This window comes from Victivallis sp. Marseille-Q1083 (genome assembly GCF_903645315.1).
Taxonomy (GTDB): domain Bacteria; phylum Verrucomicrobiota; class Lentisphaeria; order Victivallales; family Victivallaceae; genus UMGS1518.
The window spans coordinates 3,617,442-3,643,885 of sequence record NZ_CAHJXL010000001.1; the positions used below are offsets into that span (position 1 = coordinate 3,617,442).

Genomic DNA, 26,444 nt, shown 5'->3' on the forward strand with positions numbered 1-26,444 from the left:
AAAATTGCCTGGTTTACCTGGTTCGCGCTCCCGGGTCGAAAATGAAGAACAACCCGCCGAAAATATTGAAAATCAGAATCAGAAACGTGTACATGACCGGGATGACGACGCCCTGTTCGACCCCGCCGGCGTTCAGCAGTTCGCAGATCGTCACGTCGCGCAAACCGATGCCGGACATCGTCAACGGAATCAGACCGGCGATATTGCCGATGGTGACGGCCGACAAAACGGCCAGATAGTCGAAATGGAACAGGCCCAGTCCGCAGATGATGAAACCGACAGCCACCACCGTCATGATATGAATGAAGAAAATGCTGACCACCGTCAACCCCATCAGCAGCTTCCAGCGCCGGCGGTACAGGTCGAGCGCGGCGGTCATCCGGCTGACCATGCCGTCGGTATGGGCATCGCCCCACTGCATCAAGTGGCCGACCGGCCGGATCCGGCTCAACGGCCGGTGAAAGAACAGCACCAGCATGGCCGCCAATCCGGCCAGGCAGAGCGCCAGTAAGCCGACGATCAGCAGAATGCGGACCCCGTCGGTCGTCGTATAATCGGGAATCGGCAGATTGACCCGCATCAGCATCGGCAGGGTGGCCAGGCAGATGACGATCGCCAGCACGAACAGCGCCACCATGCCGATGATCCGGTCCATCAGCACGGTGAAGGCTCCTTCCGCCTTGGCGCCTTTCGGCGACCGCAGCGTCAGGGCGGCGACCCGGGCGACGTCGCCGCCGATGGCGCCGCCGGGAATGACCAGCGAATAGAAATAGGCCTGCATCGTCAACGACAACGCTTCCGGGAAGGAGAGCCGGACGCGGATGACTTTGGCCAGCTCATACCAGCGCCAGGCGCTGACGACCATGTGGGAAGCGTAGGCCAGACCGGCCGGAATCAGCCAGTAATAATTGAACAGTTGCAGATTCTCCAGGAATTTTTCCCGGTTGGCGGCGATCAGCCACCAGATGATGCCGGCCGCCAGCAGGATTTTGGCGGCGAACAGCAGATTTTTTTTCAAAGCGCCGCCGGCCGTCCGGGCAGGTTGTTCCACGCAATCGCTCATTTTCATTCCCGTTTGTTTTCCTGGTTGTAATCCCGGTAATTTAGCATCGTTTCGACCGGTTGACAAAGTGAATAATTGACTATTCGATCATATTATTGGTCAAAGCTGGGATTTGCACGGCCATCCGGTTTGAATTTCCGCCGGCCCGGTGATATCTTGGAACAAAAACGAAATAACCCTTTGCCAAGGAGAGGACGATGTATCCTTATTTGAACAGCGATCTGGACATGGAAAGCAGAGTGGAAGATTTGCTCGGCCGCCTGACTCTGGAAGAAAAAATCAGCCTGTGCCACGGCTGCAGCTATATGGAGATCGGCGGCATCGACCGTCTGCAGATCGGCCGGATGGAGATGGCGGACGGTCCGCAGGGCGTCCGGCTGGAGGACGGCCGGCATACGACGGCGTTGCCGTGCGGCATTTCGCTGGCCTGCAGTTGGGATCCGCAGGCCGCTTATGAATTCGGCGCCGTCATCGGCCGGGAATCGCGCGGCGTCGGCAATTATGTCAGTCTGGGGCCCGGATTCAATATTTTCCGGACGCCGCTGAACGGCCGCAACTTCGAATATTACGGCGAGGACCCGGTGCTGGCCGGCAAGATCGCGGCGGGATATATTGAAGGCTGCCAGGACGCCGGGACGGCGGCGACGCCGAAGCACCTGGCGTTGAACAACCAGGAAATTTGCCGTACCGTCGGCAGTTCGAACGTCGATGAACGGACGATGCGGGAACTTTATCTGACGGCGTTCGAGATCGTTACCAAAGAGTCGTCGCCGTGGATGATGATGTCCAGCTACAACCGGATCAACGGCGTCTATGCCTCGGCGAACCGCCAGACTCAGCAGGAGATCGTCAAAGACGAATGGGGGTTTGACGGCGTGATGGTTTCCGATTGGGGCGGCGCCCATGATGCCAGAAGTTGTGCGCTCGGCGGACTGGATCTGGAGATGGGGCAGGGGCTCGACTCGATCTTCGGCGAGCCGCTGCTCAAGCTGGTACAGGCCGGCGAAATTCCGGAATCGCTGATTGACGAGAAGGTGCGCCGGGTGATCCGGCTGATGATGCGGGTCAAGCTGCTGGACCCGCCGGAGGAGCGTTCGAAAGGGGAAGTCGATACGCCGCGCCACCATCGGATTGCCCGCAATCTGGCGCCGCAGGGCATGGTGCTGTTGAAAAATTGCGAAAATTTGTTGCCGCTGAATGTCAATCAATACCGGAAGATTGCGGTGATCGGGCCGAATGCCGATTATCAGCACAGCATGGGCCCCCTGCAGAATTGCGGCGGGGCCGGCGCGGGGCATCCGGCTTACGAAATCACGCCGCTGGCCGGCCTCCGGAACTATTGTGAAGGCAAAGTCGAAGGGCTCCCTGCGCCGGGCTGCGTGTTTGCCAATGCGGCGGTCATTCCGACGGATTTGCTGCGGACGCCGGACGGCCGGCGCGGTCTGCAGGTGGAGTATTTTCACAATGGCGAAGACGGCCGGGTTTGTGAAGCGAACCCCTTCCTGACCCTGATCGATGAAAATATGAATCACTTCTGGTCGGAACATCTGCAGGTGGCGGTGGCGCGCCATCCCGATTTGCCGAGCAAGGATTTTACCGCCCGGTGGCATGGCTTCCTGACGCCGGCGTCCGGCGGGCCGGCCAGACTGCAGGTCAGTGTGCTGCACTCCCGCGTCCGGTTGAAAATCGACGGCAAGGAGGTCATCGATTCCAGCCACAATGCCCAGTTGGTGCATGGCGAATACCGTTTCGAGGCCGTTGCCGGCCGGCGGTATGCGCTCGACATTGAGCTGGTGGCCGAATTGCCGAATCCGGAGTTCAAACTGTTGTGGAGCGCTCCCGGCGATCAGGAAAGGATGGCGGCCGAAGCGGTGGCGCTGGCGGAACAGGCCGATGTGGTCATCTTTTGCGGTGGCACCAGCCATCTGTATGACAAGGAAGCGATGGGGTTCGGCAATGTGCTGGATGCCGACATTCCGGATCTGGAGCTGATCGGCCCGCAATCGGAGTTGATTCAGCGGATCGCCGCGGTCAATCCGAATACGGTGGTGGTGCTGACCAACGGTTCGGTTGTCAACGTCGAACCGTGGATCGACCAGGTGTCGGCGTTGCTGGAAACCTGGTATGCCGGCATGGAGGGCGGCAACGCGATTGCCGATGTCTTGTTCGGCGACAATTTCCCGGGCGGCAAGCTCTGTGTCAGTTGGGCGCGGCGGTTGAGCGATTACCCCTGCCACGCCAACGGCAACTATCCGGGCGTCCGCGAAGGCGACGATCCGCATGTCGATTATGATGAGGGAATCTTTGTCGGTTACCGGCATTTCGACCGGGCGCCGGCGGCGGTGCGTTTTCCGTTCGGCTTCGGTTTGTCCTATGCCAAATTCAAGCTGGACTGGGAGAATTTCGAGCTGGTATCGGCGGAGGCGTCGTCGCCGCAGGTGAAACTGGCGGTTCGGGTGACCAACGTCGGCAAACGCTGCGGGACGGAAGTGGTGCAGCTCTATGTCGGGGATGAAGCGTGCAGCGTGCCGCGACCGTTGAAGGAGTTGAAAGGGTTCGGCAAGGTGCTGCTCGATGCCGGTGAATCCAGCGTGGTCGAGTTGAGTTTGAACTGGCGCGATTTCGCCTTCTGGTCGCCGGATGCGCGGCAATGGATGATCGAGCCGGGGATTTTCAAGCTTTACGTCGGCACCTCTTCGGAAGATATCGCTTTTACCCGGAGCATCGAATTGAAATAATTGGGGTTGTCATGGCGTGAACGCCTGACGAGTTCAAACCGCTTGCGCATTGGGCCCAAGCGGTTTTTTTCTTGTTATTTTTTTCCGACAAACGGCGGTTCAAACGGTGCGGAGGCGGATGGAACTGGCGGAGAAGAACGTTTTTATCGGCGTTTTTTGACAAAAAACAGGCAATATTACTGCATATTTTATGAAATTGTCTGAAAAGTTCGACAAAATAGATTTGCTTGTATTCCTGAATTTTCCGGTTACTGTGATAGGGCAAAAGGAAAACGATTGAAAGAAAAAATGCTATGAGTCTCATCGCCATTCTCCTGATCTGCGTCACCGCTTTTACCCATTCCGGCTGGAATTTGCTCTGTAAATCCAAAAATCCGTCGGCGGCTTTCTTCGTCATCGTGGCGGTCTGCTCGATTGCCGTATTGTCGCCGTTTTATTTCCTGGGCTGGAATGCCATCGTCAATTTGCCGGCGTTTATCTGGCTGGCGCTGGCGGCGACCGGATTCATCCAGGCGGTTTATTATGCCTGCCTCGGCAATGCCTATCGCTTGTCGGAAATCAGCATCGCCTACCCGATCACCCGCTCGCTGCCGGTATTGATCATCCCGTTGGTGATCCGTTCGCTGCATCTCGGCGAAGAACTCGGCTATCCGGCCTGCCTCGGTATGATATTGATTTTCGTCGGCTGCATTTTTCTGCCGCTGCCGCGATTCCGCCAGTTGCTGCATTTGAAGGATTACGTCAACATCGGACTGCTGTTCGTCGTGATTGCCGCTTTCTGCACCGTCGGCTATACCGTCATCGACAATGAAGCGATGAAACGCCTGAATGACAGCGGGCTGGTCGCTTCGCAATACATTACCGGTCCGCTGTACCTGGCGCTGACGATGCTGTTCATCTTTCTTTTTCTGACGCCGTATGTGCTGTGCTGCCGTCCGGAACGGGAAAAATTGCGGGAAATTCTCAGACATTCGTGGAAAACGCCGTTTTGCGCCGGTTTGATGACCAGTTTCGACTATTCGCTGATTCTGACGGCGATGAGCCTGGTGCCGAATGTCAGCTATGTCGCCGCATTCCGGCAATTGAGCATTCCGGTCGGAGCGGTGCTCGGCATCATCCTGTTTGCCGAACGGCGCGATCCGCCGAAACTGGTCGGACTGCTGCTGATCGTTTCCGGCTTGGTGCTGGTGGCTGTCGACAAGTGACAGGAGAACAAACGCCGGTGCCCGGAAGCGGACACCGGCGGATGTTTTTTAGGGCGGTCTATTCCGGTTCCAGTTCCGTCGAATAGCCGCGTTCCATCCGGCAGATGACATAGATGGCGCCGATCAATGTCAGGTTAATCAGAATTTCATTCAGCCAGACGATGGTGGCTCCTTTGTCCATCTGGTAGAAAACGGCGGCCCAGGCCTGATAAAGACAGATGCCGAACAGCAGCAGATGTTTGATTGCCACGATCAGCAGGATGCCGTGATGCGGGATGCCGTTGCGCAGCGGGCGGCCCGCCCGGCTGGCGCGAATGTCGGCCATGATGCCGCGGCGGACCCATTGCCAGATCAGGTAGGTGACTGTCGCCGCTGGGACGGCCGCCCAGAGCAGATAGCGGCCGTCGGCGCCGGCGCCGTTGCGGTAGGCCCAATAGGCCATGAAGCCGGCGCCGGCCAGCGAGAGCAGCAGATTCAAGTCGAACAGCCAGAAGGTGATTTGCAGGCATTTCAGCCGGGGACCGATGGTTTTGGCAATCGGCATCGATTCAAATTTTCCCGGCGACCAGGGGGCCGGGGCCTTGAAACCGCGCGCGCCGCCGAGCGCCTGCCACTCGCGGTACATGTAGTAGGACATGATCAGGATCGGTATCGTCCAGCCGAATTCCCAGAGGAAGCCGAACCGGTAAGCGTAGTTCGGCGTTTCCGGGAAGAAATATTTGACGCCGTCGAGAAAGAGACCGGCGATGACGCCGAAGATCGTCGTGCTGGCGGAGCGCAGCAGCGCCTGGGCCGAACAGAATTGACCGTAACGGGATTTGGGGAACATCAGCATTTCGGCCGGGCATAACGCGGTGCCGAGCATCGCGCCGAGCAGGGCCCCGATCATTCCGACCGCCAGCGTACTGTAAAAATAGACGCCGACCGGAAACGTGAGGAACAGATATTTGCAGCCGACCAGCATGCTGCAGGAGACGAAGAATGCGCCGTACAGCGTGATGCGCACCGGATGCCAACTGTCGATGAAAATAGCCGCGAAATAGGTGAGGATTGCGGCGATGATCAGCGAGGCGATGCCGTTGACGAAGTTGAAATTGCCGATGTCCGTCAGGCTCATGCCCATTTCCTGCGAGAGAAAAATGCCGAAAACGTAGATGAGCCCGCTGATGGCCGTCATCGCGGTGATTCCGAAACGCAGCCAGTAAAATTTGTGGGAAAAACTCTCTTTGAGGAAAGTGATGACTCCGGCGATGCCGTTGCTCTGCCGTTTGTCCTCTTCGCTCAGCGGCGGATATTCTCCTTCCTTCAGCATGAAACACATGATGCCGACGCCGATCGCGTAGACGACGGCGCCGCCGAGCATGATCTCCCGGTAATGGGTTTCGGCGTGGCGGAAGATGAAATAATTGAAGATGGCCGCCGCCGCCGTGTTGACGATGGAAAACAGGCCGTTCATGCGGGCCAGGAATTGCGGCGGGGTGATGTCGTTGGGGATATACCAGAGGACCGAACCGACGAACATGAAGAAGAATTGATAGAGCGCCATGATGACCAGGATGACGCCGATGGTGATCGTCGTCGGCGCGATGCCGGCCAGCAGTCCGACGTTCTTCTGCACGAATGCCGAAATTTCGTCGCCGAAGGCGAAGAGCGCCAGCGCCAGGCAGAAAAAAGGCAGCGTTTTTAAAATGAACGGAATGCGCCGTCCCCATTTGCTGCGGTAGCGGTCGCTTTTGAAGCTGACCATCGGGCAGATGGTCATGTTGAAGATGCCGCCGATGGCGGTCATGATCGTACTGATCTGCCAGTCGGCGGCGTGCAGCGCTTTCAGCTTCAACGGCACCAGCGCCGGCACGATTGCCACGGTCAAGCTGTAGCAGAAAGCGCCCAGGAGAAACCAGATGAAGGCCAGCGCCAGGCCGCCGAGCGTATAGCGCAGAGTGCCGCACTGGTAAAGGGTGGGAGATGTCGTCGTTTTCAATTTGAACTATCCTGTCGATGGAAAGAGCGGTAAAGGATGAGAATAAATCAGCCGCCGGCAGTGCTGCCGGCGGCCGGTTGCCTCGGCGAAGCCCGTCGAGGTCATTCGAGGTTGCGGGTCTCGGCGGCCTTTTTCATCGCATCGGTCAACGGCCGGCTGCCGTCCGGCATCCGGTCATGCACCATCGCCCAGCAGAACACGCCGCCGTAACCGTTGCTCAAAGCCCACTGCGTTTTTTCATAAATGCTCTGCGGACTGTCGAGCGTCATGATCTGGCTGCCGTCCGGCGAGAAATACCAGGTGCCCTTGGAATTCGGTTCGTAGACCTTTTTCCAGCCGTCGCTGCGGGATATCATCGACGCATAGGAGTCGTCGAACCAGTTGTCGTCCTCTGCTTTGGCGAAGCGCGGGGTGTGGCGGTAAGTGTTGCCGTAAAACGGCACGCCGACTGACAGTCTGGCCCGCGGCACGCCGACGACTTTTTCCAGATATTCCAAACCTTCGACCGTGCTGTCGTGCAGCGGATCCTCCGGGTCGGCGAACAGCGGCGCATGATAGGCGGCTTTGCCCCAATTGTGGTCGTAACACATGACATTGATGTAATCAAGACAGGTCCGCAGCACCGCTTTATCGATGAATTCATAGGCCCATTCACCGGCCGGCAGCGCGGAAGTCAAATACATTTTGCGGCCTTTTTCGTTGCCGGTTTTGTCGAGTTTCAGGCGCAATGTGATCATCAGCTCTTTCCAGCGTTCCCCATCCTCCGGCGTCCGCGGCAGTTCCCAGTCCAGATCGACTCCGTCATAATCGTTCCGGTCGACGAAATCGACGATGGCATCGGCGAATTTGCGGAGCTTTTCCGGTGTTTCGAGGATGACCGGAAAATCGCCGAAGCCGCCGCCGCCGAGCGAGACGATCACTTTGGCGCCGTTTTTATGCGCCTGTTCGACCAGCTCCGGATAAGGCAGATAACGTTCGTCCAGTTGCAGTACGCCGTCCCGGTTGGCGTTCAGAAAAGCTTGAAAGACGAAATTGTAGGTGTCGTAACGAACTTCGTCGACCGGCATGCTGTAGGTGAAATAGCCGCCGAGCATCGGTTCCGGCGGTTCGGCTCCCCGGCAGGGCTGACAGCAGCCGCCCAGCAGGCCGACGGCCAGCAAGCCGGAGAAAAAACGGCGAACGGGATGATTCATAAATGGCACTCCTGTTGTGAATTGATTGCGATATCGGATCTTATCATTAGTATACAAAAAATTCGGGAGAAAAACAATTGCCATGATCTGGACAAATCGTCTATTAATCATCAGAAAACGATTACCCGCCGATGTTACAATCTCCTATTTTTCCCGAATCCCCGACTGGACAAGTCGCCGTTGTCACTGTAATTTTATAAAAAGTGTTTGCCGAAAGTGGAATTGGACGGGAAGAATGAGCGGACCATTTGAAATCACGCTGGTGCTCGACCGGCTGCGCAGCGCGCACAATACCGGCAATATTTTCCGGCTGGCCGAAGCGGTCGGCGCCAGGGAGATCATTGCCTGCGGCTATACGCCGTCGCCGCCGCATCCCAAACTGGCCAAAACGGCGATGGGAACCGACCGGCTGGTGCCGTGCCGCAGCGTGGAAAGTTCTTTGCTGGCGGTGGAATTGCTGCGCCGGGAAGGCGTCCGGCAGGTGTTGGCGGTCGAATGCACCGACAACAGCGTGCCGGCCTGGGAATTCGACTATCGGTTTCCGCTGGCGCTGGTGTTCGGCAACGAGGCGCTCGGCGTGGCGGCGGAAACGCTGGCCGTTTGCGACGGCGTGGTCAGTTTGCCGATGTTCGGCGCCAAGGCATCGATCAATGTCGGCAATGCGGCGGCGGCGGTGTTGTATGCTTTGATCGCCAAATGTAAACTCTCTGAAAAAAACGGAACGACGGCATGAATATCAGATTGATCGGTAAAAATCTGGCCGATATCGCGCCGGGCCTGGCCTCCATCGGCCTGGCCGGGACGGACGCGGCGCCGCAACTGGTGGTGGCGCACGGCGGCGACGGCACCTTGCTGCAGGCGGTGCGGCGGTTTCCCGAATTGCCGGTCTGGCCGATCCGGGATGCGGCGACCGCGCCATTGTGCGGGCGTCACCGCTACGACCGGCAACTGGCCGCCTTTCAGGCCGGTTTGACGCCTCTGCATATCCTGCCGTTGTTGAGCGGCAGTTTCGAGGCGCGGGAGGTGCGGGCGCTCAACGATATTTTCATCCACAATCGGGAACGGGTCAGCGCGCTGCGCTACCGGGTCTGGATTGACGACGAGTTGTACGCCAATGAAATTGTCGGCGACGGCGTCGGGTTGGCGACGGTCCACGGCAGCACGGCTTATTACCGCAGCATCACCCACAGCCTGTTCCGGGTGGGAATCGGTTTGGCTTTCAGCAACAGCACCGAAGAGGTGAATCACCTGGTTTTGCCGGATACGGTCCAGGTGCGGATTCAGATCATTCGCGGCCCCGGCTGCATGGTGGCCGACAATTCTCCCGATATCATCGAAATTCCGGAAGGCGGCGAAGTGGTCATCCGGCGTTCGCCGGCGACGGCGTTGATTTACGGCATCAACGATTTCATGTGTCCGGAATGCCGGCTGCTGCGCCATCCCAATAAATATCCGGTCCAATATTTCACCATGTATGCCCAGGCGCATCCGGAAACGCGGAAGGACACGCATGAATAAGACGGCCGAAACGGTGTTGATCACCGCCGGGCCGACCCGGGAAAAGATCGATGCGGTGCGTTTCCTGTCCAACCGGTCGAGCGGCAAGATGGGCTATGCGCTGGCGCAAGCGGCGGCGGAAGCCGGGTTCCGGGTCGTCCTGGTCAGCGGTCCGACTGCGTTGACGCCGCCGGAGGGCGTGGCGTTGATCGACGTGGAGTCGGCGGCGGAGATGGCCCGGGCGGTTCATCGTCTGGCGCCGTCGGCGCGGCTGATCATCATGGCGGCGGCGGTGGCGGATTACCGGCCGTTGACGGCGGTTGATTACAAGCTGAAAAAGCTGCCCGGCAAACTGGTGCTGGAACTGGAGCGGACCGAAGATATCCTGCAATCGCTGGGACAGCGGAAAAGGCCCGGCCAGGTTCTGGTCGGCTTCGCCGCCGAAACGGACGATCTGCTGGCCAACGCGCAGGGCAAGCTGGAACGTAAAAACCTGGATTGGATCGCCGCCAACGATGTACGGTCCGCCGTCAGCGGCTTCGGCGTCGATACCAACGCGATTACGCTGCTGAGCCGGGACGGCCGGCAAATTGAAATTCCGCTGGCCGACAAACTGACGGTCGCCCGGCGATTGCTGGAAATTGTCGCCCGACCGATTTCATCTTGAGCGGCGGGCCGGCGATATTTTCCCCGGCTCGCCGCGACAGGGATTCCTGCCGGTCAGTTGCCGCCGAACTGGGTGGTATGCAGTTGCTTGTAAACCCCGTCCAGCGCCAGCAGTTCCGCATGGGTGCCGCGTTCGATGATTTTGCCGTCTTTCAGAACGATGATCAGGTCGGCGTTTTGAATGGTGCTCAGCCGGTGGGCGATGGCGAAGACCGTCCGGTTGCTCATCACCCGGTTCAAGGCATCCTGCACCAGTCGTTCGGTCACCGTGTCCAGCGCGCTGGTCGCCTCATCCAGGATCAGAATCGGCGGATTCTTGAGAATCGCCCGGGCGATGGCCACCCGCTGCTTTTCGCCGCCGGAGAGTTTGAACCCCTTTTCGCCGACTTCGGTGTCGTAACCTTCGGTGTGATGGCCGTCGACGATGAACTGATGGGCGTTGGCCTGTTTGGCCGCTTCGACGATCGCTTCCGGACTGGCGTTGGGGCAGCCGTAAGCGATGTTGTTGGCAATCGTATCGTTGAAGAGGATGGCATCCTGGGTGACGATGCCGATGTGCCGGCGCAGCGAAGCGAGGCTGAAATCACGGACATCGACGCCGTCGATGGTGACGCTGCCGCGGTCGACATCGTAAAAGCGGGCGATCAAATTGGCGATCGTCGTTTTGCCGGAACCGGTTTCGCCGACGACGGCGACGACGCTGCCCTTCGGAATGTCGAAGGAAATGTCGTCGAGAATCTTATGGTCGGCATAGGCGAATTCGACATGCTGAAAGGAGATCCGGTCGTTGAAGTTTTGCAGCTCGACGGCGTCCGCCTTCTCGCTCAGGGCGGTATGGGTGTCGATCAGGTCGAAATAACGATCGGCGGCGGCCATGCTTTTCTGCAGTTCCGGTATCACCTTGGAGAGGTTCTTGATCGGCTCGTAGGCCAGAAAGGCCGGCGCCAGCAGAGCGACAAGCTGTTCGAGTTTGATGCCGCTGCGATAGGCGTAGAGCAGGAACACCAGCGTCGCTGCGACCGCCACCACTTCCATCAGCGGCGCCATCAGCAGTTGAAGTTTCAAGGCATGGACGATCGTCCGGAAATATTTCCGGTTGATCTGGCGGAAACGTTGTTCCTCGCGCTCGGCGGTGTTGTAAGCCTTGACGACCAGAATGCCGGTGAAGACCTCGTGCATCCGGGAGATGACTTCGGCAATTTTGGCGAACGACGCTTTATAGGTCTTGCGGATTTTACGGCTCAGGATGATGACCGGCAGGATCACCATCGGCATGCCGATCACCAGAATGATCAACAGCGTGTAATTGTCGTATTGGCGGCAGGCGACCAGGGTGGCGGCGACGCAGGCGAGGATTTCAATCGGACAGCGGGTCGCGTCGGCGATGACGCTGGAAACCGACGATTCGATCGCCGAAGTGTCGTTGGAACAGCGGCTGATCAAGTGGCCGATATCCATTTTGCCGTAGAAACGCAGCGATTGATTGAGCAGACTGCGGAACACTTCGTTGCGCAAATCGGCCACCACCCGGGCGCCGACCCAGCGGGTATAATAACGGTTGATATAGGTGGCCAGGTTTTTCAGCGTCCAGGCCAGCACGAATCCGACCATATACAGCGCGAACAACTGCCAGGCGATCCGGTCGTCGGCCCCCTTGACCGGCAGCGAGAACTCAATCGGCCAGGTGACGTGAATGCTGTAGCCTTCCACTTTCAGCGGCAGATAATAACGCTCCGCCGCCTTTTCCAGTTGCTTGAGCATTTTGGCCAGTTGCGGGTCGTCCTCCGGCGGCGCCAGGATGTTTTCCACCAGTTGGATGCGCTCCGCCTGGTTGCGGTTTGGATTCTGCTCCAGTTGCCGGCAGATCTCTTCGGCGGTTGCGGCGGAAACCGTCACCGCCGGGTTATTCTGCGGCTGCTGGGAGTCGAAAACCTGCGTCAACTGCGGCAGCAGCATGATGGCCAGGAACAGCGAGCCGCCGACCAGCAAACCGGCGGTGACGCCGATGATCAGCCGCCAGCGGTAAGGCTTGGCATAATTCAGCAGGCGGAAATAGCTTTGGCGCTTGAATTCCCGCTCATTTTCTTGATTTTTTCCCATGGGCGATCAACCGAGAATCTGCTCGGCTGCCGAAACCAGATAAGCGCGCTGCTCATGGCTGGACTCCGCATAGATCGGCAGCGCCAGAATATCCTGCGAAACCGCTTCGCTGACCGGATAATCACCGGTTTTGCCGCCCAGCGACCGGAAACAATCCTGCAGATGCAGCGACAGCGGATAGTAGATCGCACAACCGATGCCGCGCTCCTGCAAACCGGCTTTCAATTCGTCGCGCCGTCCGTCGGCGACCCGGATGCAGAACTGGTTGTAAATATGGCGAACCGGGTAGGGGGCTTCCTGCGGCAACGCGATTCGATCGCCGATTTTGGAGGCGGCGAACAGTTGCCGGTAATCGGCGGCGTTATGCTGGCGTCCGGCGGTCCAGCTGTCGAGATGTTTCAACTTGATCGACAGAACCGCCGCCTGCAATGCGTCGAGCCGGAAATTACCGCCGACATATTGATGAATATAGGTGCCGCTCTGGCCGTGGTTGCGGAAGATCTTCAGCAATTTCGCTTTCGCTTCGTCGTTGGTGGTCACCAGCCCGCCGTCGCCGAAACAGCCGAGATTTTTGCTCGGGAAGAACGAAAAACAGCCGTAATCGCCGATACTGCCGGCCCGTCTGCCCTTGTATTCGGCGCCGATGGATTGGCAGGCGTCCTCGATGACGATGAGATTATGCCGGCGGGCCAATTCCATAATCGGATCCATATCGGCGCATTGGCCGAACAGGTGAACCGGGAGGATTGCTTTGGTTTTCGGCGTGATTTTGGCGGCGATCGCTTCCGGCGCAATGTTGAAGGTCACCGGATCGATATCCGCGAAGACCGGCGTGGCGCCGACCCGGGCGATGGCGCCGACGGTGGCGAAGAAGGTGAACGGGGAAGTGATGACCTCGTCGCCCGGTCCGATTTTTTCGACCATCAAGGCGATGATCAGCGCGTCCGAGCCGGACGTGACGCCGCAGGCGTACGGCGTACCGCAATATCTGGCGGCTTCCGCTTCGAACTGTTCCACCTTGGGACCGAGAATAAAACGCTGCGATTCGCAGATATCGGTAATTTCGGCGAGGACTTCATCTTTGATCGTCCGGTATTGCATCTGTAAATCCAACAGAGGAACCTGCATGCTATGGTACTCCTTCCATAAATATTTCAAAATTCGGCAGAAAAACATCCGCCCATTAACATACCACCACTTGGAACGTATTTCATCCGGTGATTATGTTTTTTTTACTTTTTTCTATGTTGATCCGGCTGAAAATAAACTTTGCTCAATGTATATTATGGAATGACTGTGGAATCGAAAGCAAATGTTGGGCAATTGGGAAAGGGACGACGTGAAAGTCGGAGAGCGTTTTAAAGCGGAAGTGCAGGAAGTGGTGTTCGGCGGAGCGGGGCTGGTTCGGCTGGGCGCGCTGGTGGTGTTCGTCGAAGGGGTGGCGCCGCATGAAGTGATCCTGGGCGAAATCACCCAGCTCAAAAGCGATTACTGCCGCGCCAAGGTGATCGAATTTCTGACGAAGAGCCCGCGGCGGGTCGAGCCGCTCTGCCGCTATTTCGGCCGTTGCCCCGGCTGCAGCTATCAGCATCTCGACTATTCGCTGGAGTGCGAAATCAAGCAGGAGCAGTTGCGTCATCAACTGCAGGGCGTTCTGGCCGCGCCGGGGAATGAAACGGTGCTGCAAACGCCGATTGGTCCGGCCGACCCCTATCATTACCGCAACAAAATCGTCCTGCACGTGCAGAAACGCGGCGGGGAGACGCTGCTCGGCTATTTCGGGCGAGATAACACGACGGTGATCGACATCGAATCCTGCCCGCTGGCCGCTCCGGCCATCGATGAAAAGCTGCGGGAACTGCGTGCCGATCGCGGTTTTTTCCATACCTTGCACGATCGCATGAGTTTGACTTTGCGCCATACCGCCTGGAATGGGGCGCTTTACTGGCGCAATCAGCCGCCGGGACGTTTGAGTTGGCTGAAAGAGTCTTTGGAAGCCGGCACTTTTGCGGTGCCGGCCGGCAGTTTTTTTCAGGTCAATCCGGCCGGCGGCCAGGCGTTGCTGCGCGAGGTTTCGAGCTGGCTGAAGCGGCTCCGGGTGCCGCAACTGATTGATGCTTATTGCGGGGCGGGCGTTTTCACGGTGACGGCGGCGCTGGCCGGCGTGCCGGAGGTGATCGGCGTGGAGCTGGATGCGGCGGCGGTCGCGGCGGCGGAATACAATTTGAAACAATTTCAGTGTGCCAATGGCCGGGTGATTGCCGGGGATGCCGGAACATGGTTGCCGGAACTGCTGAAGCAGGCGCCGGCCGGCGCCGTGCTGCTCGTCGACCCGCCGCGGACCGGCCTGGCGGCCCGGGCGGTCCAGGCGGTGATGGACAGTTCGCTGCGCGGCTTGCTTTACATATCCTGCAATCCGGCGACGCTGTATCGCGACCTGCGTAAATTGACATCGGCCGGTTTCCGGCTGCGCACGGTGCGGCTGATCGACATGTTTCCGCGCAGCGCCCATTTTGAAGTATTGACTTTTTTAAGCCGCGAATAGACGGGAGAACGGACGAAGATGACGGAATTTGATTGGCAGAAAGGACATCGGCAGCGATTGCGCGAGCGGTTCAAACGCACCGGCTTTGTCGGTATGCACGACTATGAGAAACTGGAACTGCTGCTGACCTATGCGATCCCGCGCCGGGATGTCAAGCCGGTTGCCAAGGCGCTGCTGCTGAAATTCGAGTCATTGCCCGGCGTGCTGGATGCCACGCTGGAGGAGCTTTGCCAGGTGCCGTGGGTGGGGGAGAACGTCGCGCTGTTTCTCAAATGCCAGCGGGAGCTCTGCTGCGCTTATCTGGAACAGCGGATGCGCAGCGTCGATGTGCTGGCCACGCCGGAAGCCGCCGCCGATTTTGCCCGGATGAAACTGGGCGCCAACCGGCATGAAACCTTCATGGTCATTTACTTGAATCCGCAGGCGCACGTCATCGATTTCGCCTGTATCGAAGGCGCGGTGGACCGGGCGGCGGTCTATCCGCGCAATATCGTCGAAGAGTGTCTGCGTCTCAAAGCGGTTTCGGTGATCCTGATTCACAACCATCCCAGCGGCGTTTGCCTGCCGTCCAACGAGGACATCGCGGTGACCAGGGCGGTGGAAAAAACCTTGAATGCGATGAACATCCGCCTGATCGACCACCTGATCGTCAGTCCGGCAAGTTTGCGCAGCATGGCGCGTGACGGGTTGCTGTCATCATGAATGAAGAGGAAGCGAAACCGGCGGCAATGGTGTTGTCGCCGCTGGAAACCGGCAATATCATCGTTTATGCGCGCCGGCTGGAGACGCTGCTGCGGGAGCTGGGTGCTTCGCCGGAAGCCGGCGGGCTGCATACCGCCACCGATGAATTGCAGCATAAGCTGCCGGCTGAAACGGTGAGCCGGCTGCATTATATCGCTTCGATCCGCAACAAGGCGGCCCATGGCGACGGCTTGATTGAAAATTTGAACTATCCGGAATTCGAGGCGACCTGCCGGCAGGTGCTGGAAACTTTGCAGCATCTGAAAGAGGGCGGCCGCCCGGCGGAGCCGAAGAAAAAAAATACGGCGCGGAAAGCGGCTCCCCGGGCGGATGATGAAGCCGTTCCGGAGCTGTTCAGCGAGGAGTATCGCAAACTCAATAAAATTCTGGGGATTTGTGCCTGTATTCCGGTGGTCAATTGTCTTTATTTCCTGGTCATGCTGCTGCGCGGCCTGTTTGCGGCGCGGTTGGCGATCGTTTTGTTGACGTTTTATACGCTGGCATTGCCGATCATCATCGACGGGTACCAGAAAAATAATCAACTGGTCTGGGGGGCGGGGGCACTGCTGATGCTGCTGGTTTACGTCGGCGGCATCGTTTCCGGTGAACTGTTGCGCCGGGACGGCTGCCGGGTGTCGCGCGTTCTTTACTGGCTGCCGGGCATCGACCTGATTTATTTCATCGTTTTATTGCTGTTGACGATCGAATGGCGGTTGCTGATCAGCGGGGCGGTGCCGCTCGGCATTACCGTCGGCGCCGGTTATGCTTTTCGGGCCGGCTGGGAAGCGGTCGGTTATATTGCCTTATCGCTGGCTTATTTGATGAGCCTGTTGTCGCTCTGGTTCGACCAGCGTCATCTGCTCTGGCCGGAGGAGGAAGTCTCGGAATAACCGGAAATCTCCGGGCGTGAAAACGGAGATTTCCGGGGGGGGAATTTTATTTTTTCAACCGGGCGGCCAGTCCTTCGCAATACTGCCGGAGGCCGAGCACATCGCAGCCGATGTTGACCAGCCGATACCCCATCCGGCTGTATTCCGCGAACGATTCCGGGCTGCCGGTGGTGCCGGCCAGTTTGCCGTGCCGGGTGGCGCATGCGGCGATTTTCTGACGGGCGGCATTGACTTCCGGGTGCGCCAACTGGCCGGGAACGCCCAGGGCATGGCTGTAATCGCCGGGGCCGAAAAAAATCATGTCGATGCCCGGCGTGGCGCAGATGTCGTCCAGCTCCGCCATCGGTTCGGGATCTTCGATCTGGATGATCACCATCCGGTTGGCATTGGCCGATTGCGTGTATTCTTCAGTCGGCAGCAGGCCGAAGCCGCCGTCGGCGTTGCCGCCGTCCAGCGGCCGCCGGCCGATCGGATGAAACTTGGTCTGCCGGGCGATGCGGGCGGCTTCGGCGGCGCTCATGACGTGCGGCACCATGATGCCGGCGGCATCCATTTCTAGCGGCAGCACCAGATCGCTGTAGGAACCGCGTTTGACCCGGACGATCAAATCCATATCGCAGGCTTGAGCCGCCAGCACCTGTTGTTCGATTGCCGCTGTGCCGTTGGGCGTGTGTTCCATATCGCTCCACAGGCAGTCGAATAATTTCAGTTGGCCGATCTGTTGGACGATCCGGCCGCCTTCGAGGTTGAATTTGAAACAGCTGATTGTTTCTCCGGCCCGCATCCGTTTCAATGCCCGACACTCTTTGGATACCATGATGTAAAATTCCTTAAAAAAATGAATGGTTTCGGAAATGGTTCCGGTTGGGATTTCCCTACATAGTATAGCAAAGGATGATCAATTTGGCTACGATAGAGAAAAGCTTTTGATTGCAGAAATATGCACTTTTTTCCGAAACGGTTTGATTTGTTTTTTTTGCGATCGATTCATTTGCTTATTGCCCTTTGGCCGGTTATTGTTAAGAAAGTGATCAGGAGGAACCGGTAGTGGATTGGTATGAGATTGTTTTTTTACTGCTGCTGTGTCTGGTGATTGCCGGAGGTGTTTGGTATGTTTCCTGGCGCCGGAAGCGGCGGCGCACCTGGCTGATGCAGCATCAGATTACGCCGAGCCAGGTGAAAATTCTGCACCGGCTGCCGTTGTATCGGCGTTTGCCGCATCAATTGCGCCGGGAGCTGCGCGGGCGGCTGGCGATTTTTCTCGATGAAAAGGTTTTCGAAGGGTGCGGCGGACTGAAAGTGACTGAAGAGATGCAGGTGATGATCGGCGCGATGGGTTGTCTGCTTCTGTTGGGCAAGGAGCTCGACGACTATCCGGATCTGGACTCCATCTTGATCTATCCGAATGCTTATGTCGTGCCGGTGAAGCCGGCGCTGTTCAACAACGAAGTGCATTTGCGTGCCGAAAGTGTCCGCCTGGGGGAATCCTGGCTGCACGGCAGTTTGGTGCTGGCCTGGTCGCAGGTCCGTTCGGAATGCCTGAACCCGCACACCAGGAGCAATGTGGTGCTGCATGAATTTGCCCATCAACTGGATCAGCTCAACGGTCCGGCCGACGGCATTCCGCCGCTGCCGGACGGTAAAACGATTTTTCTGGAATGGCGGACCTTGATGAAAGCGGAATATGACCAGCTGGTGGCCGAGGCGCGGCACGCGGTGCCGGACGTGCTTGACTGGTATGGCGCGACCAATGCGGCGGAATTTTTCGCGGTGACGACGGAGAGTTTTTTCTGTTCACCGATCCGTTTGAAGGAAGTGCATCCGAATCTCTACGAGTTGTTCCGGGAGTTTTATCGAGTGGACCCGGCCGGCTTTGCGGCGGTTTGACCGCTCGGCAATATTTGGTCGGGAAAATTTCATTTTTTGTTGCAATTTAGAAAATAGTAATTATTATTAATAAGCAATACGTCTTTCTTTAAGGTTGTCAAGCAGGAGAATAAAAATGGCGGTTTACGTTTGTGAAGTTTGTCAGTTCGAATACGATGAAGTGGCGGAAGGCGTGGCGTTTGCCGATTTGCCGGCCGATTGGCAATGTCCGGTGTGCGGCGCCGAAAAAGAAGGCTACCACTTGAAAAGCGGAGCGGCCGCCACTTCGGAAGCCGTTTCAACAGCGGTGGATATGAGCAAATTCATGCGGTCCGGAGACGATCTGGAAAGCTATATGAGCGATATCAAGGCGATTGCCGAAAGCGGCAAATCGCTGGATGAGGCGATGCGGACCAGACTGCCGGTCATTTCGTGGGACGATATTTTGATCAAGGGCTGCCAGTTGTCCCGGTTGCCGCTGCTGCAGGAGGAGACGGTGGCGACCGAAACCGTCATCGGTCCGAACGCGAAACAACCGATGCGGCTGGAAACGCCGATCATCGTCAGCCACATGTCGTTCGGCGCGTTGTCAAAGGAAGCGAAGATCGCTCTGGCGCAGGGCAGCGCGCAGGTCGGCGCGGCGATGTGTTCCGGGGAGGGCGGCATCCTGGAGGAGAGCATCGCGGCGGCGCACCGGTATATTTTTGAATATGTGCCGAACCGCTATGGAGTGACGCCGGAAAATTTACAGCGCTCCGATGCGGTGGAGATCAAATTCGGGCAATCCGCCAAACCCGGTATGGGCGGTCATCTGCCGGGGGAGAAAGTCACCCCGGAAATCAGTGCGGTGCGCGGTTTTCCGGTGGGACGGGACATTCTGAGTCCGGCACATTATGCGGATATTACCTCGACCCGGGAATTGAAGGCGAAAATCGATTGGCTGCGGGAAATCTCCGGCGGCCGGCCGATCGGCGTCAAATTGGCGGCCGGCCATATCGAGGAAGATCTTGATTTCGTTCTGCCCGCCGCGCCGGATTTCATCACCTTCGACGGCCGGCCCGGCGGAACCGGTTCGGCGCCGAAGTACATCAAGCAGGCGACGTCGATTCCGACTATTTTTGCGTTGTACCGGGCCCGGAAGCATCTGGACGCCTGCCGGGCGGAAGGCGTTTCGCTGATCATCACCGGCGGCTTGCGGATTTCGCCGGATTTCGCCAAAGCGCTGGCGCTCGGCGCGGATGCGGTGGCGATTGCCACCAGCGCGTTGATCGCCCTGGGATGCCAGCAGTACCGGATGTGCAATTCCGGCCGTTGTCCGGTCGGCATCACTTCGCAGGACAAGGCGCTGCGGGCCAATTTCCAGCCGGCTGCCGCCGCAACGCGGTTGGCCAATTTCCTGCGGGTCAGCACCGGGGAATTGCAGCAATTCGCCCGGATTACCGGCCACCGCGACGTGCATGAGCTGAATATTGACGACTTGTGTACTTGCAATTCTGAAATATCGGATTACACTTCTATAAAGCATGTGTGATCCCAAACACCAAGCAAAAGGAGTAATGAAAAATGAAATCGGTCAAGGGAACTGAAACGGAAAAAAATTTGCTGAAGGCGTTTGCCGGTGAATCGCAGGCGCGCAACCGCTACACCTATTTCGCCAGCCGGGCGGCCAAGGACGGGTACATGCAGATTGCCGATATTTTCACCGAGACGGCCAATCAGGAAAAAGAGCACGCCGAGCGTTTCTTCAAATTCCTGGAGGGCGGCGATCTGGAAATAACCGCTTCCTATCCGGCCGGCGCGCTGCGTTCGACGCTGGAAAATTTGCAGGAAGCGGCGGCCGGCGAATACGATGAATGGCACAATCTTTATCCGGCGTTTGCCGACAAGGCCCGCGAGGAAGGCTTTGAGGCGATCGCCTCGGTCTGGGATCATGTCTGTGTCGCCGAGCGGCAGCATGAACGGCGTTATCGCGCACTGTTGGCGAATATCGAAAACGACACCGTGTTCAGGAAGCCGGAAAAGGTGGTATGGCGCTGCCGCAACTGCGGCTATCTGCATGAAGGCACCGAAGCGCCGGAAACCTGTCCGGCCTGCGCCCATCCGAAAGCCTATTTCGAAATCCTGGCGGAAAACTGGTAAAACGGCGTTTGCCAATTGAAAGATTCCGGCTGACTTTGCCGTCCAGGCAGGTCAGCCGTTTTTTTTCAATTGGTGAAACGACATGCGGCTTCCGCCTGGCCGGCAACACTTGTTCCCTCTCTCCTCCGTGCATTCAGAACGCGGAGGTGACGGCCGGTTGAGCGTGCGGCAGCCGCCGTTCCAATTGCTGCAGGAAGTCGGCGATGTCGCGCCATTCCGGCCGGTCGTCCGGATTTTTGGCCAGCATGCTGGCGATAAAATCGGAAAGCTGCGGGTCGAAACAGCCGCGCTCCTTCAGCGGTTCCGGAACCGTGAAGCGATGCTGGTCGAGCACCCATTGCTGGTCATCGCTCGGGAAGGGGGCTTCACCGGCAAACAATTCATACAGCGTGGCGCCGAAACTGTAGATATCGCTTTTATAGCCCATATGTTCAAAATCGAAATTAATCACTTCCGGCGGCGCATACAGCGGCGTGGCCATCACCTCATCCTGATAAGGCTCGTTGGCGAATTTGGCCAGCCCCAGGTCGGCCAGTTTGGGACATTTGTCGCTCTGGCGGATGATGATATTGCCGGGTTTGATGTCGCCGTGGGTCATGCCGTATTTTTCCCAGGCGTAGGCCAGCGCATCGGAAATGCGGGCGCCGATTTTCAGCGCTTCGGCATAAGTCAGGGCGCCGAATGCCAGCAGCCAATCGTCGAGCGATTTACCGGCGACCAGTTCCATCGCAAAAAAGCCGTAGCCGTGTTCGGTGACGCCGGCGGCCCAGGCCTGGACGATGTTCGGGTGGCTCAATTTGGCGGTCACCTTGCTCTCCCGGAAAAATGCCTGCCGGGTTGCCGGCTCCTCGAAACGTTCCGGCGGCAGGATTTTCAACGCCACCTCACGGTTCAAAATTTGCTGACGGGCCAGGTAAACCACGCCGTTGTTGCCGCGGCCGAGCTCGGCCAGCACGGTGAATTCGCCGATCCGGCCGCCGGAAAATTCTCCGGCCAGTTCCTCGCCGCAGTGCGGACAGCGCCCGGTGGAGAATTCCGGTGAGGTGCTGTCGGACTGCCGGCGGCAAAAGCTGCAACGGTAAAGCATGCGTCTCCTGAAAGTGAATGTTCTTTTCCGGTTTTTCCATTCCGGCGGGAACGCCGGAAACGGCCAGATACTTTACAGCCGAAGTGCCGCAAAAGCAAGGTCATTCTTTTTACGGAAATCCGTCGAAAACGCTTGTTAAGTGGACAAGGTACGATATATTATACGACTTGTTCACAATACATAAAACATCTGGATGAATGAAAGATATGGCTCAGAAGGAATTGGAGTGCCGCCGGCAGGTGTTGGCCGAGTGCCGCCAGGTGGTGGTCAAAGTCGGGACCCGGTTGTTGACTGACCAGAGCCGGATTCCGAAATTGATTGCCGGGATTGCGGCGCTGCGGGAAAAAGGGTATCAGGTACTGCTGGTCAGCTCCGGTGCGGTCGGAATCGGCATGCAGCAACTGGGGCTGGCGAAGCGGCCGCGGAAATTGTCGGAAGTGCAGGCGCTGGCGGCGATCGGGCAGGAGAAATTGATGTCGCTGTACGATCAGGCTTGTCAGCCGTTCGGATTCAAGTCGGCGCAACTGCTGTTGACCGCGGCCGATTTGCGTGCCCGTGAACGGCATTTGAACGTACTGAACTGCATCAAGGCATTGTGGGCGCATCGGGTATTGCCGATCGTCAATGAGAACGACTCGGTGTCGGTCGACGAATTGCGGTTCGGCGACAATGACATTCTGGCCGGGATGCTTTCGACGATGACTGGTTCGCAGTTGACGATCATCCTGACGACCGAAGTGGGGCTGCGGCAGCGGAATGCCGACGGGGCGCTGGGGGAACGCATTTCGCTGGTCGGCAGGATCGACGATACGATGCGGGCTTCGGCGACCGGTACCGACAATGCCACGTTTTCGATCGGCGGCATGACCTCCAAGCTGCGGGCGGCGGCGATGGTGACGGCGGCCGGCGACTATCTCTGGATTGCCGACGGCCGCAGGGACGACATGCTGCAGCGGATGATTGCCGGCGAGGATGTCGGCACTTTGTTCGTGCCGCGCCATTCCAAATTGCAGGCCCGCAAACGGTTCATCCGCTTTTTTGCCAAATGCGCCGGCGCGGTGACCGTCGACGACGGGGCGGCGGCGGCGGTCGTCGACCGGGGCCGCAGCCTGTTGCCGTCCGGGGTGGTGTCGGTCAGCGGTAAATTCCGGCGCGGCGACACCGTGGAAGTGCTCGACCGGCAAGGCCGGGTGCTCGGCCGGGGATTGGTGAATTTCGCCAGCGAGGAGTGTGCCTTGATCATCGGCAAACACGGTGTGGAAATCCCGAAAATCCTGCAGCGCGATGCCGATGAGGAACTGATCCACCGCGACAATCTGTCGATCGCGGAAAATTGAACGGAAAATTGGAATGACCCGTCCTTTGCAGATTTATATCAAGACTTACGGCTGCCAGATGAACGAACGCGATTCGGCGGCTTTGGCCGGCAAACTCATGCGGTTGGGCCACGCGATGGTCGAACGGGAAGAGGAGGCCGACGTGCTGATTTTCAACACCTGTAGCGTCCGCGACCAGGCGGAACGCAAGGCGGTCGGCAAGATCAGTTATCTGAAAAAGCTGAAGCGGCGCAAGCCGGAACTGCTGATCGGCGTAATCGGCTGCATGGCCCAGAATCGGGGCGAATCGCTGTTCCGGGAGTTGCCGCATCTGGATTTCGTGGTCGGAACCGGCCAGTTGCATCAGTTGCCGGAGATTATCGCTTCGCTGCGGGAGGATCGGCGGCAAATCGCCCGGCTGGCGACCGGCAGCGAAGTGTTGACGGAAATGGGCGTCCATCAGCCGGAAGCGAAGTTGAGCGATTTTATCGCGATTACCCGTGGTTGCAACCGGTTCTGCGCCTATTGCATCGTGCCGTATGTGCGCGGCCGGGAGATCAGCCGGGAGATCGGCGATGTGGTGGCGGAAGCGCGGGAACTGGTCGCCAACGGCACCCGGGAAATTATGCTGCTTGGACAGAATGTCGCCGCGTTCGGCTGGAACGGCAATGTCAATCCGCCGCCGGACGATGTTTCGCCGTTTGCCGATCTGCTGAAGGAACTGCAACAAATCGAGGGGCTGTACCGAATTCGTTTCACATCTCCTTATCCGTCTTATTTCAACGCGAAGCTGATTGCGGTGATGGCGGAGTGTTCCAAAGTATGCCACAGCGTGCATCTGCCGCTGCAGTCCGGTTCCGCCCGGGTCCTGAAAGCGATGAACCGGCAATATACGCCGGAACAGTATCTGCAAATCGTCGGGGCGTTGCGACAGGCGATGCCGGATATCGCTTTTTCGACCGATGTCATCGTCGGATTTCCGACCGAGAGTGCGGCTGAATTCGAGGAAACTTGCCAGTTGATGGAACGGGTTGGTTTTGACAACGCGTTCATCTTCAAGTATTCGCCGCGCGCCGGCACCAGAAGCGCCGAAATGCCCGACGATGTGCCGCAGGCGGTCAAGGAAGCGCGGAACCAGCGGTTGCTGCAACTGCTGTCCGCAAGCGCCTGGCGCAACAATCGCCAATTGGTCGGCACCTGCCAGGAAGTGCTGGTCGAAGGGCCGAGCCATCGCAACCCGGCCCGCTGGACCGGGAAAACCGCCACCGCCAAAAGTGTGATGTTCGCGCCGCAGCCGTCGGTGCGTCGCGGTGATCTCCACCGGGTGACGATCGCCAGAGTGACCGATATGACGCTGTTTGCCGACGATATTCCGGATTTGCCGTCCGAGTGAATCGCGACCGGCCGGTGAAGTGCAGAAAGCAGCTTGAACAATGGCGCGAATATGGTGAATTTTGCCGGTTGTCGGCGGTTTTTTTGCAAATGGGGCGTCCGGGAAGGAAGCATGAGCATACCGCACCGGCCCGTCTCTTCGTCCAAGCCGGCGGGAGTTGAGGCGCCGCGCCTTCTTGGCGTCAGGCCTGGCCGACCGCCTGTTTCAGCAGGTGCAGCGCTTCCCGGTCCAGTTGCGCCATTTCGTCGATATGCTCGGCGATCTTTCGGCGGTTGTCCGGATCGATGAACTTTTCCGCCAAAATCTCCATCGGTGCGCCGTAATCGCCCAGGATATTCCAGATTTTCCAGCAGGTATTGTGAATGATCATGAATTTGTCGCCGGCCCGCTCCGCCGCTGGCGCATCCGACGGCAAATCCGGCTTGCCGCCGAGATAGAAACAGGTATAAGCCCGCGCTTCCGCCAGGTTACCGACCAGGATATGATGCAGGAAATGACGCCGGCGAATTTCTTCCGGCGGCACGGCATCGGCCAGCACATAGGTTTTCCAGGCTTCATAGGCGGCCTGGCCGGCCAGATAATTCTCCACGCTGGTTTTGGTCATGATCCGAATGCCATGTTCGAGGCATTGCTGCATCCTTTCGGGACTACGCAGGTCGACCGGCGCGCCTTTTTCTTTCAGAAAGACGAATTTCCATACCTTCGACCAGTCGCGCAACAGCAGCATGCCGTTGTCATGCTGTTCACAGGGAAATTCTTTCTGGAAAAAGTCCCAGCCCAGCAGTTCTCCGCCATCCTTCCGGTAACCGCAGACAATGCCGCACTCCGGCGGCTCGACCAGCCCGAAGGCGAGCACCGGAAAACCGGTGTCGATCGATTCGACCAGGCGTTGTTTGATGAGTGCGGCGGTTTCGGCGTTGTTTTCGATGATGTCGGCACGGCAGCCGATTCCAGCGAAGCCGCGCTCGATGGTCTGATCGTGGGAATCGTTGACCTGGCTCAGATCGGTACAGGAAGGACAGCCGCCGGGATACCACAGCAATCCGAATCCCATGCCGGTCCAGGCCAGCAAATCGAAATAAAGTTGCCGCTGCCGCCAGCCGTCTTCGGTGATCCGAATCCCCATATCCCGGCCGATGCTGCCGGCCAAACTGGTCAGGCAGGACGGCAGGCAGAGATCCTCCGGCGAATTTTTATCGTTTTCATGGAAATGGACCCGTTCGACATTGGTCAGTATTCGTTCGCCCATCATGTTTTCCTTTCGGTTTGGCGCAGTTGGGGTATCTGTTGCCCGCCGGCAGGGAAAGGTTACGCTTCCAGATAAACCAAATGGGAGCAATTGTCGCAACTGGCCATGGCGCCGCGCTTGGCCAGCGTCAGGGTCTGCGGCGTGATGCGCAAATGACAATTGGTACAATTTTCATTGACGATTTTGACCAGCGGCGCACCGGCTTTGCCGCGCAGCAACGCTTCGTAGCGCCGCAACAGTTCGCTTTCCACCTGGGTGGCGCACTTGCTCCGCTCCTGCTCCAGTTCGCCGAGCATTTCATCGATTTCCTTGACCAGTCCCTGGAGCTCTTTGATTTCATTGCGGATGTTGACGGTCTGGGCGTCCGTTTCGGCGGAGATTTCCTTGAGCCGCAGTTTCTGGGCATCCTGCTTGTCCATCAGCAGGATGATGTCGCTTTCCAGCTCTTCGATTTTGGCCTTGTTGTTGGCGATTTCCGTCAAGGCCGCCTGGTATTCGTCGTTTTTGCGAATCATCGTCGAACGTTGCTGCTTCTGGGCAATGGCGTCGTAAAGCTTGACGATCTGAGCTTCATTTTCCTTGATGGCCACTTCCGTCTGGTGAGCGGCGATTTTGGCTTCCCGCAACTCGCTCTGGGCTTCGTCCAGCTCCTTGGTCAGTCTGGCTTCCTCCTGTGGAATCATCTTCTTGCGGATATTCAGATTGCGGATTTGCATGTCCACTTCCTGGAGCGCCAACAGCGTCTCGATCCATCTTGTCATCTCGCTTCCTCCTG

Annotated in this window: 22 protein-coding genes; 13 read left to right on the forward strand and 9 right to left on the reverse strand. The window is 58.1% G+C overall.

What is annotated here, in order from left to right; genetic code table 11:
- Positions 1–13: 13 nt before the first annotated feature.
- The gene (locus HWX74_RS14940; protein WP_176014297.1) at positions 14–1,069 is read right to left on the reverse strand and encodes a lysylphosphatidylglycerol synthase transmembrane domain-containing protein; all 1,056 of its coding nucleotides are present in this window, start codon (positions 1,067–1,069) and stop codon (positions 14–16) included.
- 191 nt (positions 1,070–1,260) lie between these two features.
- Between HWX74_RS14940 and HWX74_RS14945 the strand changes: the two genes are divergently transcribed.
- Entirely contained in the window at positions 1,261–3,801 is a 2,541-nt protein-coding gene (locus HWX74_RS14945) for a glycoside hydrolase family 3 C-terminal domain-containing protein (protein WP_176014298.1), read from the forward strand.
- 293 nt (positions 3,802–4,094) lie between these two features.
- Positions 4,095–5,006 carry a DMT family transporter gene (locus HWX74_RS14950; protein WP_176014299.1) on the forward strand — a complete coding sequence of 304 codons (912 nt, stop codon included), beginning with the start codon at positions 4,095–4,097 and terminating at the stop codon, positions 5,004–5,006.
- Positions 5,007–5,064: 58 nt separating this feature from the next.
- Here the strand turns inward: HWX74_RS14950 and HWX74_RS14955 are convergent, their stop codons facing one another.
- Positions 5,065–6,987: a hypothetical protein gene (locus HWX74_RS14955; protein ID WP_176014300.1), complete on the reverse strand. Its 1,923-nt coding sequence runs from the start codon at positions 6,985–6,987 to the stop codon at positions 5,065–5,067.
- A 101-nt stretch (positions 6,988–7,088) separates the two neighbouring features.
- The gene (locus HWX74_RS14960) at positions 7,089–8,180 is read right to left on the reverse strand and encodes a glycoside hydrolase family 18 protein (protein WP_176014301.1); all 1,092 of its coding nucleotides are present in this window, start codon (positions 8,178–8,180) and stop codon (positions 7,089–7,091) included.
- Between the two features lie 235 nt (positions 8,181–8,415).
- Here HWX74_RS14960 and HWX74_RS14965 point away from each other — a divergent pair, with 235 nt between their 5' ends.
- Genes HWX74_RS14965 through coaBC form a run of 3 tightly spaced genes read left to right on the forward strand, consistent with a single transcriptional unit; the run spans position 8,416 to position 10,344 of the window.
- Positions 8,416–8,913, forward strand: coding sequence for a TrmH family RNA methyltransferase (locus tag HWX74_RS14965; RefSeq protein ID WP_176014302.1), 498 nt, complete (start codon positions 8,416–8,418; stop codon positions 8,911–8,913).
- Positions 8,910–9,698, forward strand: a complete 789-nt coding sequence (locus HWX74_RS14970) for a hypothetical protein (protein ID WP_176014303.1) — start codon at positions 8,910–8,912, stop codon at positions 9,696–9,698. Before HWX74_RS14965 ends, HWX74_RS14970 begins: the two co-directional genes overlap by 4 nt.
- Positions 9,691–10,344 carry a bifunctional phosphopantothenoylcysteine decarboxylase/phosphopantothenate--cysteine ligase CoaBC gene (gene coaBC / locus HWX74_RS14975; protein WP_217704971.1) on the forward strand — a complete coding sequence of 218 codons (654 nt, stop codon included), beginning with the start codon at positions 9,691–9,693 and terminating at the stop codon, positions 10,342–10,344. The genes HWX74_RS14970 and coaBC overlap by 8 nt, the downstream gene beginning before the upstream one ends.
- Positions 10,345–10,397: 53 nt before the next feature.
- Here coaBC and HWX74_RS14980 read toward each other — a convergent pair whose 3' ends face one another.
- Both HWX74_RS14980 and HWX74_RS14985 read right to left on the reverse strand, forming a co-directional pair.
- Positions 10,398–12,443 (reverse strand): ABC transporter ATP-binding protein, encoded by a 2,046-nt coding sequence (locus HWX74_RS14980; RefSeq protein WP_176014305.1) that lies wholly within the window; start codon positions 12,441–12,443, stop codon positions 10,398–10,400.
- A 6-nt stretch (positions 12,444–12,449) separates the two neighbouring features.
- Positions 12,450–13,571, reverse strand: coding sequence for a DegT/DnrJ/EryC1/StrS aminotransferase family protein (locus tag HWX74_RS14985; RefSeq protein ID WP_176014306.1), 1,122 nt, complete (start codon positions 13,569–13,571; stop codon positions 12,450–12,452).
- A gap of 184 nt (positions 13,572–13,755) precedes the next feature.
- Here HWX74_RS14985 and HWX74_RS14990 point away from each other — a divergent pair, with 184 nt between their 5' ends.
- The 3 genes from HWX74_RS14990 to HWX74_RS15000 are packed head-to-tail and all read left to right on the forward strand — an operon-like array spanning position 13,756 to position 16,619.
- On the forward strand, positions 13,756–14,988 hold the full coding sequence (locus tag HWX74_RS14990; RefSeq protein WP_176014307.1) for a class I SAM-dependent RNA methyltransferase: 1,233 nt from the start codon (positions 13,756–13,758) through the stop codon (positions 14,986–14,988).
- Between the two features lie 18 nt (positions 14,989–15,006).
- Positions 15,007–15,690 (forward strand): RadC family protein, encoded by a 684-nt coding sequence (locus HWX74_RS14995; RefSeq protein WP_176014308.1) that lies wholly within the window; start codon positions 15,007–15,009, stop codon positions 15,688–15,690.
- Positions 15,687–16,619 carry a hypothetical protein gene (locus tag HWX74_RS15000; protein WP_176014309.1) on the forward strand — a complete coding sequence of 311 codons (933 nt, stop codon included), beginning with the start codon at positions 15,687–15,689 and terminating at the stop codon, positions 16,617–16,619. Before HWX74_RS14995 ends, HWX74_RS15000 begins: the two co-directional genes overlap by 4 nt.
- Before the next feature lie 46 nt (positions 16,620–16,665).
- Here the strand turns inward: HWX74_RS15000 and HWX74_RS15005 are convergent, their stop codons facing one another.
- On the reverse strand, positions 16,666–17,436 hold the full coding sequence (locus HWX74_RS15005) for an HpcH/HpaI aldolase/citrate lyase family protein (protein WP_176014310.1): 771 nt from the start codon (positions 17,434–17,436) through the stop codon (positions 16,666–16,668).
- A gap of 230 nt (positions 17,437–17,666) precedes the next feature.
- Between HWX74_RS15005 and HWX74_RS15010 the strand changes: the two genes are divergently transcribed.
- From HWX74_RS15010 to rbr, 3 genes are all read left to right on the forward strand, one after another.
- Positions 17,667–18,506, forward strand: a complete 840-nt coding sequence (locus tag HWX74_RS15010; RefSeq protein WP_176014311.1) for a zinc-dependent peptidase — start codon at positions 17,667–17,669, stop codon at positions 18,504–18,506.
- Positions 18,507–18,621: 115 nt separating this feature from the next.
- The gene (locus HWX74_RS15015; protein ID WP_176014312.1) at positions 18,622–20,016 is read left to right on the forward strand and encodes a glutamate synthase-related protein; all 1,395 of its coding nucleotides are present in this window, start codon (positions 18,622–18,624) and stop codon (positions 20,014–20,016) included.
- Between the two features lie 32 nt (positions 20,017–20,048).
- Positions 20,049–20,624, forward strand: a complete 576-nt coding sequence (gene rbr / locus HWX74_RS15020) for a rubrerythrin (RefSeq protein ID WP_176014313.1) — start codon at positions 20,049–20,051, stop codon at positions 20,622–20,624.
- A 133-nt stretch (positions 20,625–20,757) separates the two neighbouring features.
- Here the strand turns inward: rbr and HWX74_RS15025 are convergent, their stop codons facing one another.
- A complete protein-coding gene (locus HWX74_RS15025; RefSeq protein WP_176014314.1) occupies positions 20,758–21,711 on the reverse strand; it encodes a serine/threonine-protein kinase in 954 nt (317 codons plus the stop codon).
- A 206-nt stretch (positions 21,712–21,917) separates the two neighbouring features.
- On the opposite strand from HWX74_RS15025, the gene proB reads away from it, so the two are divergent.
- Both proB and miaB read left to right on the forward strand, forming a co-directional pair.
- Complete coding sequence (gene proB / locus HWX74_RS15030) at positions 21,918–23,048, forward strand: glutamate 5-kinase (protein WP_176014315.1); 1,131 nt, start codon at positions 21,918–21,920, stop codon at positions 23,046–23,048.
- 13 nt (positions 23,049–23,061) lie between these two features.
- Positions 23,062–24,420: a tRNA (N6-isopentenyl adenosine(37)-C2)-methylthiotransferase MiaB gene (gene miaB / locus HWX74_RS15035; protein ID WP_176014316.1), complete on the forward strand. Its 1,359-nt coding sequence runs from the start codon at positions 23,062–23,064 to the stop codon at positions 24,418–24,420.
- 181 nt (positions 24,421–24,601) lie between these two features.
- Here the strand turns inward: miaB and HWX74_RS15040 are convergent, their stop codons facing one another.
- Both HWX74_RS15040 and HWX74_RS15045 read right to left on the reverse strand, forming a co-directional pair.
- Complete coding sequence (locus HWX74_RS15040; RefSeq protein WP_176014317.1) at positions 24,602–25,669, reverse strand: hypothetical protein; 1,068 nt, start codon at positions 25,667–25,669, stop codon at positions 24,602–24,604.
- Between the two features lie 59 nt (positions 25,670–25,728).
- Positions 25,729–26,430 carry a zinc ribbon domain-containing protein gene (locus tag HWX74_RS15045; RefSeq protein WP_176014318.1) on the reverse strand — a complete coding sequence of 234 codons (702 nt, stop codon included), beginning with the start codon at positions 26,428–26,430 and terminating at the stop codon, positions 25,729–25,731.
- Between the last annotated feature and the right edge of the window lie 14 nt (positions 26,431–26,444).

Bases quoted from the DNA above. Each gene is read 5' to 3' on its own strand.
- coaBC (WP_217704971.1), top strand. From the start codon at position 9,691: ATGAATAAGACGGCCGAAACGGTGTTGATCACCGCCGGGCCGACCCGG.
- HWX74_RS14985 (WP_176014306.1), bottom strand. From the start codon at position 13,571: ATGCAGGTTCCTCTGTTGGATTTACAGATGCAATACCGGACGATCAAA.
- HWX74_RS14960 (WP_176014301.1), bottom strand. From the start codon at position 8,180: ATGAATCATCCCGTTCGCCGTTTTTTCTCCGGCTTGCTGGCCGTCGGC.
- HWX74_RS14980 (WP_176014305.1), bottom strand. From the start codon at position 12,443: ATGGGAAAAAATCAAGAAAATGAGCGGGAATTCAAGCGCCAAAGCTAT.
- HWX74_RS14945 (WP_176014298.1), top strand. From the start codon at position 1,261: ATGTATCCTTATTTGAACAGCGATCTGGACATGGAAAGCAGAGTGGAA.
- HWX74_RS14950 (WP_176014299.1), top strand. From the start codon at position 4,095: ATGAGTCTCATCGCCATTCTCCTGATCTGCGTCACCGCTTTTACCCAT.
- HWX74_RS15040 (WP_176014317.1), bottom strand. From the start codon at position 25,669: ATGGGCGAACGAATACTGACCAATGTCGAACGGGTCCATTTCCATGAA.
- HWX74_RS14995 (WP_176014308.1), top strand. From the start codon at position 15,007: ATGACGGAATTTGATTGGCAGAAAGGACATCGGCAGCGATTGCGCGAG.
- HWX74_RS14965 (WP_176014302.1), top strand. From the start codon at position 8,416: ATGAGCGGACCATTTGAAATCACGCTGGTGCTCGACCGGCTGCGCAGC.
- miaB (WP_176014316.1), top strand. From the start codon at position 23,062: ATGACCCGTCCTTTGCAGATTTATATCAAGACTTACGGCTGCCAGATG.
- HWX74_RS15045 (WP_176014318.1), bottom strand. From the start codon at position 26,430: ATGACAAGATGGATCGAGACGCTGTTGGCGCTCCAGGAAGTGGACATG.
- HWX74_RS15000 (WP_176014309.1), top strand. From the start codon at position 15,687: ATGAATGAAGAGGAAGCGAAACCGGCGGCAATGGTGTTGTCGCCGCTG.
- HWX74_RS15005 (WP_176014310.1), bottom strand. From the start codon at position 17,436: ATGGTATCCAAAGAGTGTCGGGCATTGAAACGGATGCGGGCCGGAGAA.
- HWX74_RS14940 (WP_176014297.1), bottom strand. From the start codon at position 1,069: ATGAAAATGAGCGATTGCGTGGAACAACCTGCCCGGACGGCCGGCGGC.
- rbr (WP_176014313.1), top strand. From the start codon at position 20,049: ATGAAATCGGTCAAGGGAACTGAAACGGAAAAAAATTTGCTGAAGGCG.
- HWX74_RS14990 (WP_176014307.1), top strand. From the start codon at position 13,756: ATGTTGGGCAATTGGGAAAGGGACGACGTGAAAGTCGGAGAGCGTTTT.
- HWX74_RS14970 (WP_176014303.1), top strand. From the start codon at position 8,910: ATGAATATCAGATTGATCGGTAAAAATCTGGCCGATATCGCGCCGGGC.
- proB (WP_176014315.1), top strand. From the start codon at position 21,918: ATGGCTCAGAAGGAATTGGAGTGCCGCCGGCAGGTGTTGGCCGAGTGC.
- HWX74_RS15015 (WP_176014312.1), top strand. From the start codon at position 18,622: ATGGCGGTTTACGTTTGTGAAGTTTGTCAGTTCGAATACGATGAAGTG.
- HWX74_RS15025 (WP_176014314.1), bottom strand. From the start codon at position 21,711: ATGCTTTACCGTTGCAGCTTTTGCCGCCGGCAGTCCGACAGCACCTCA.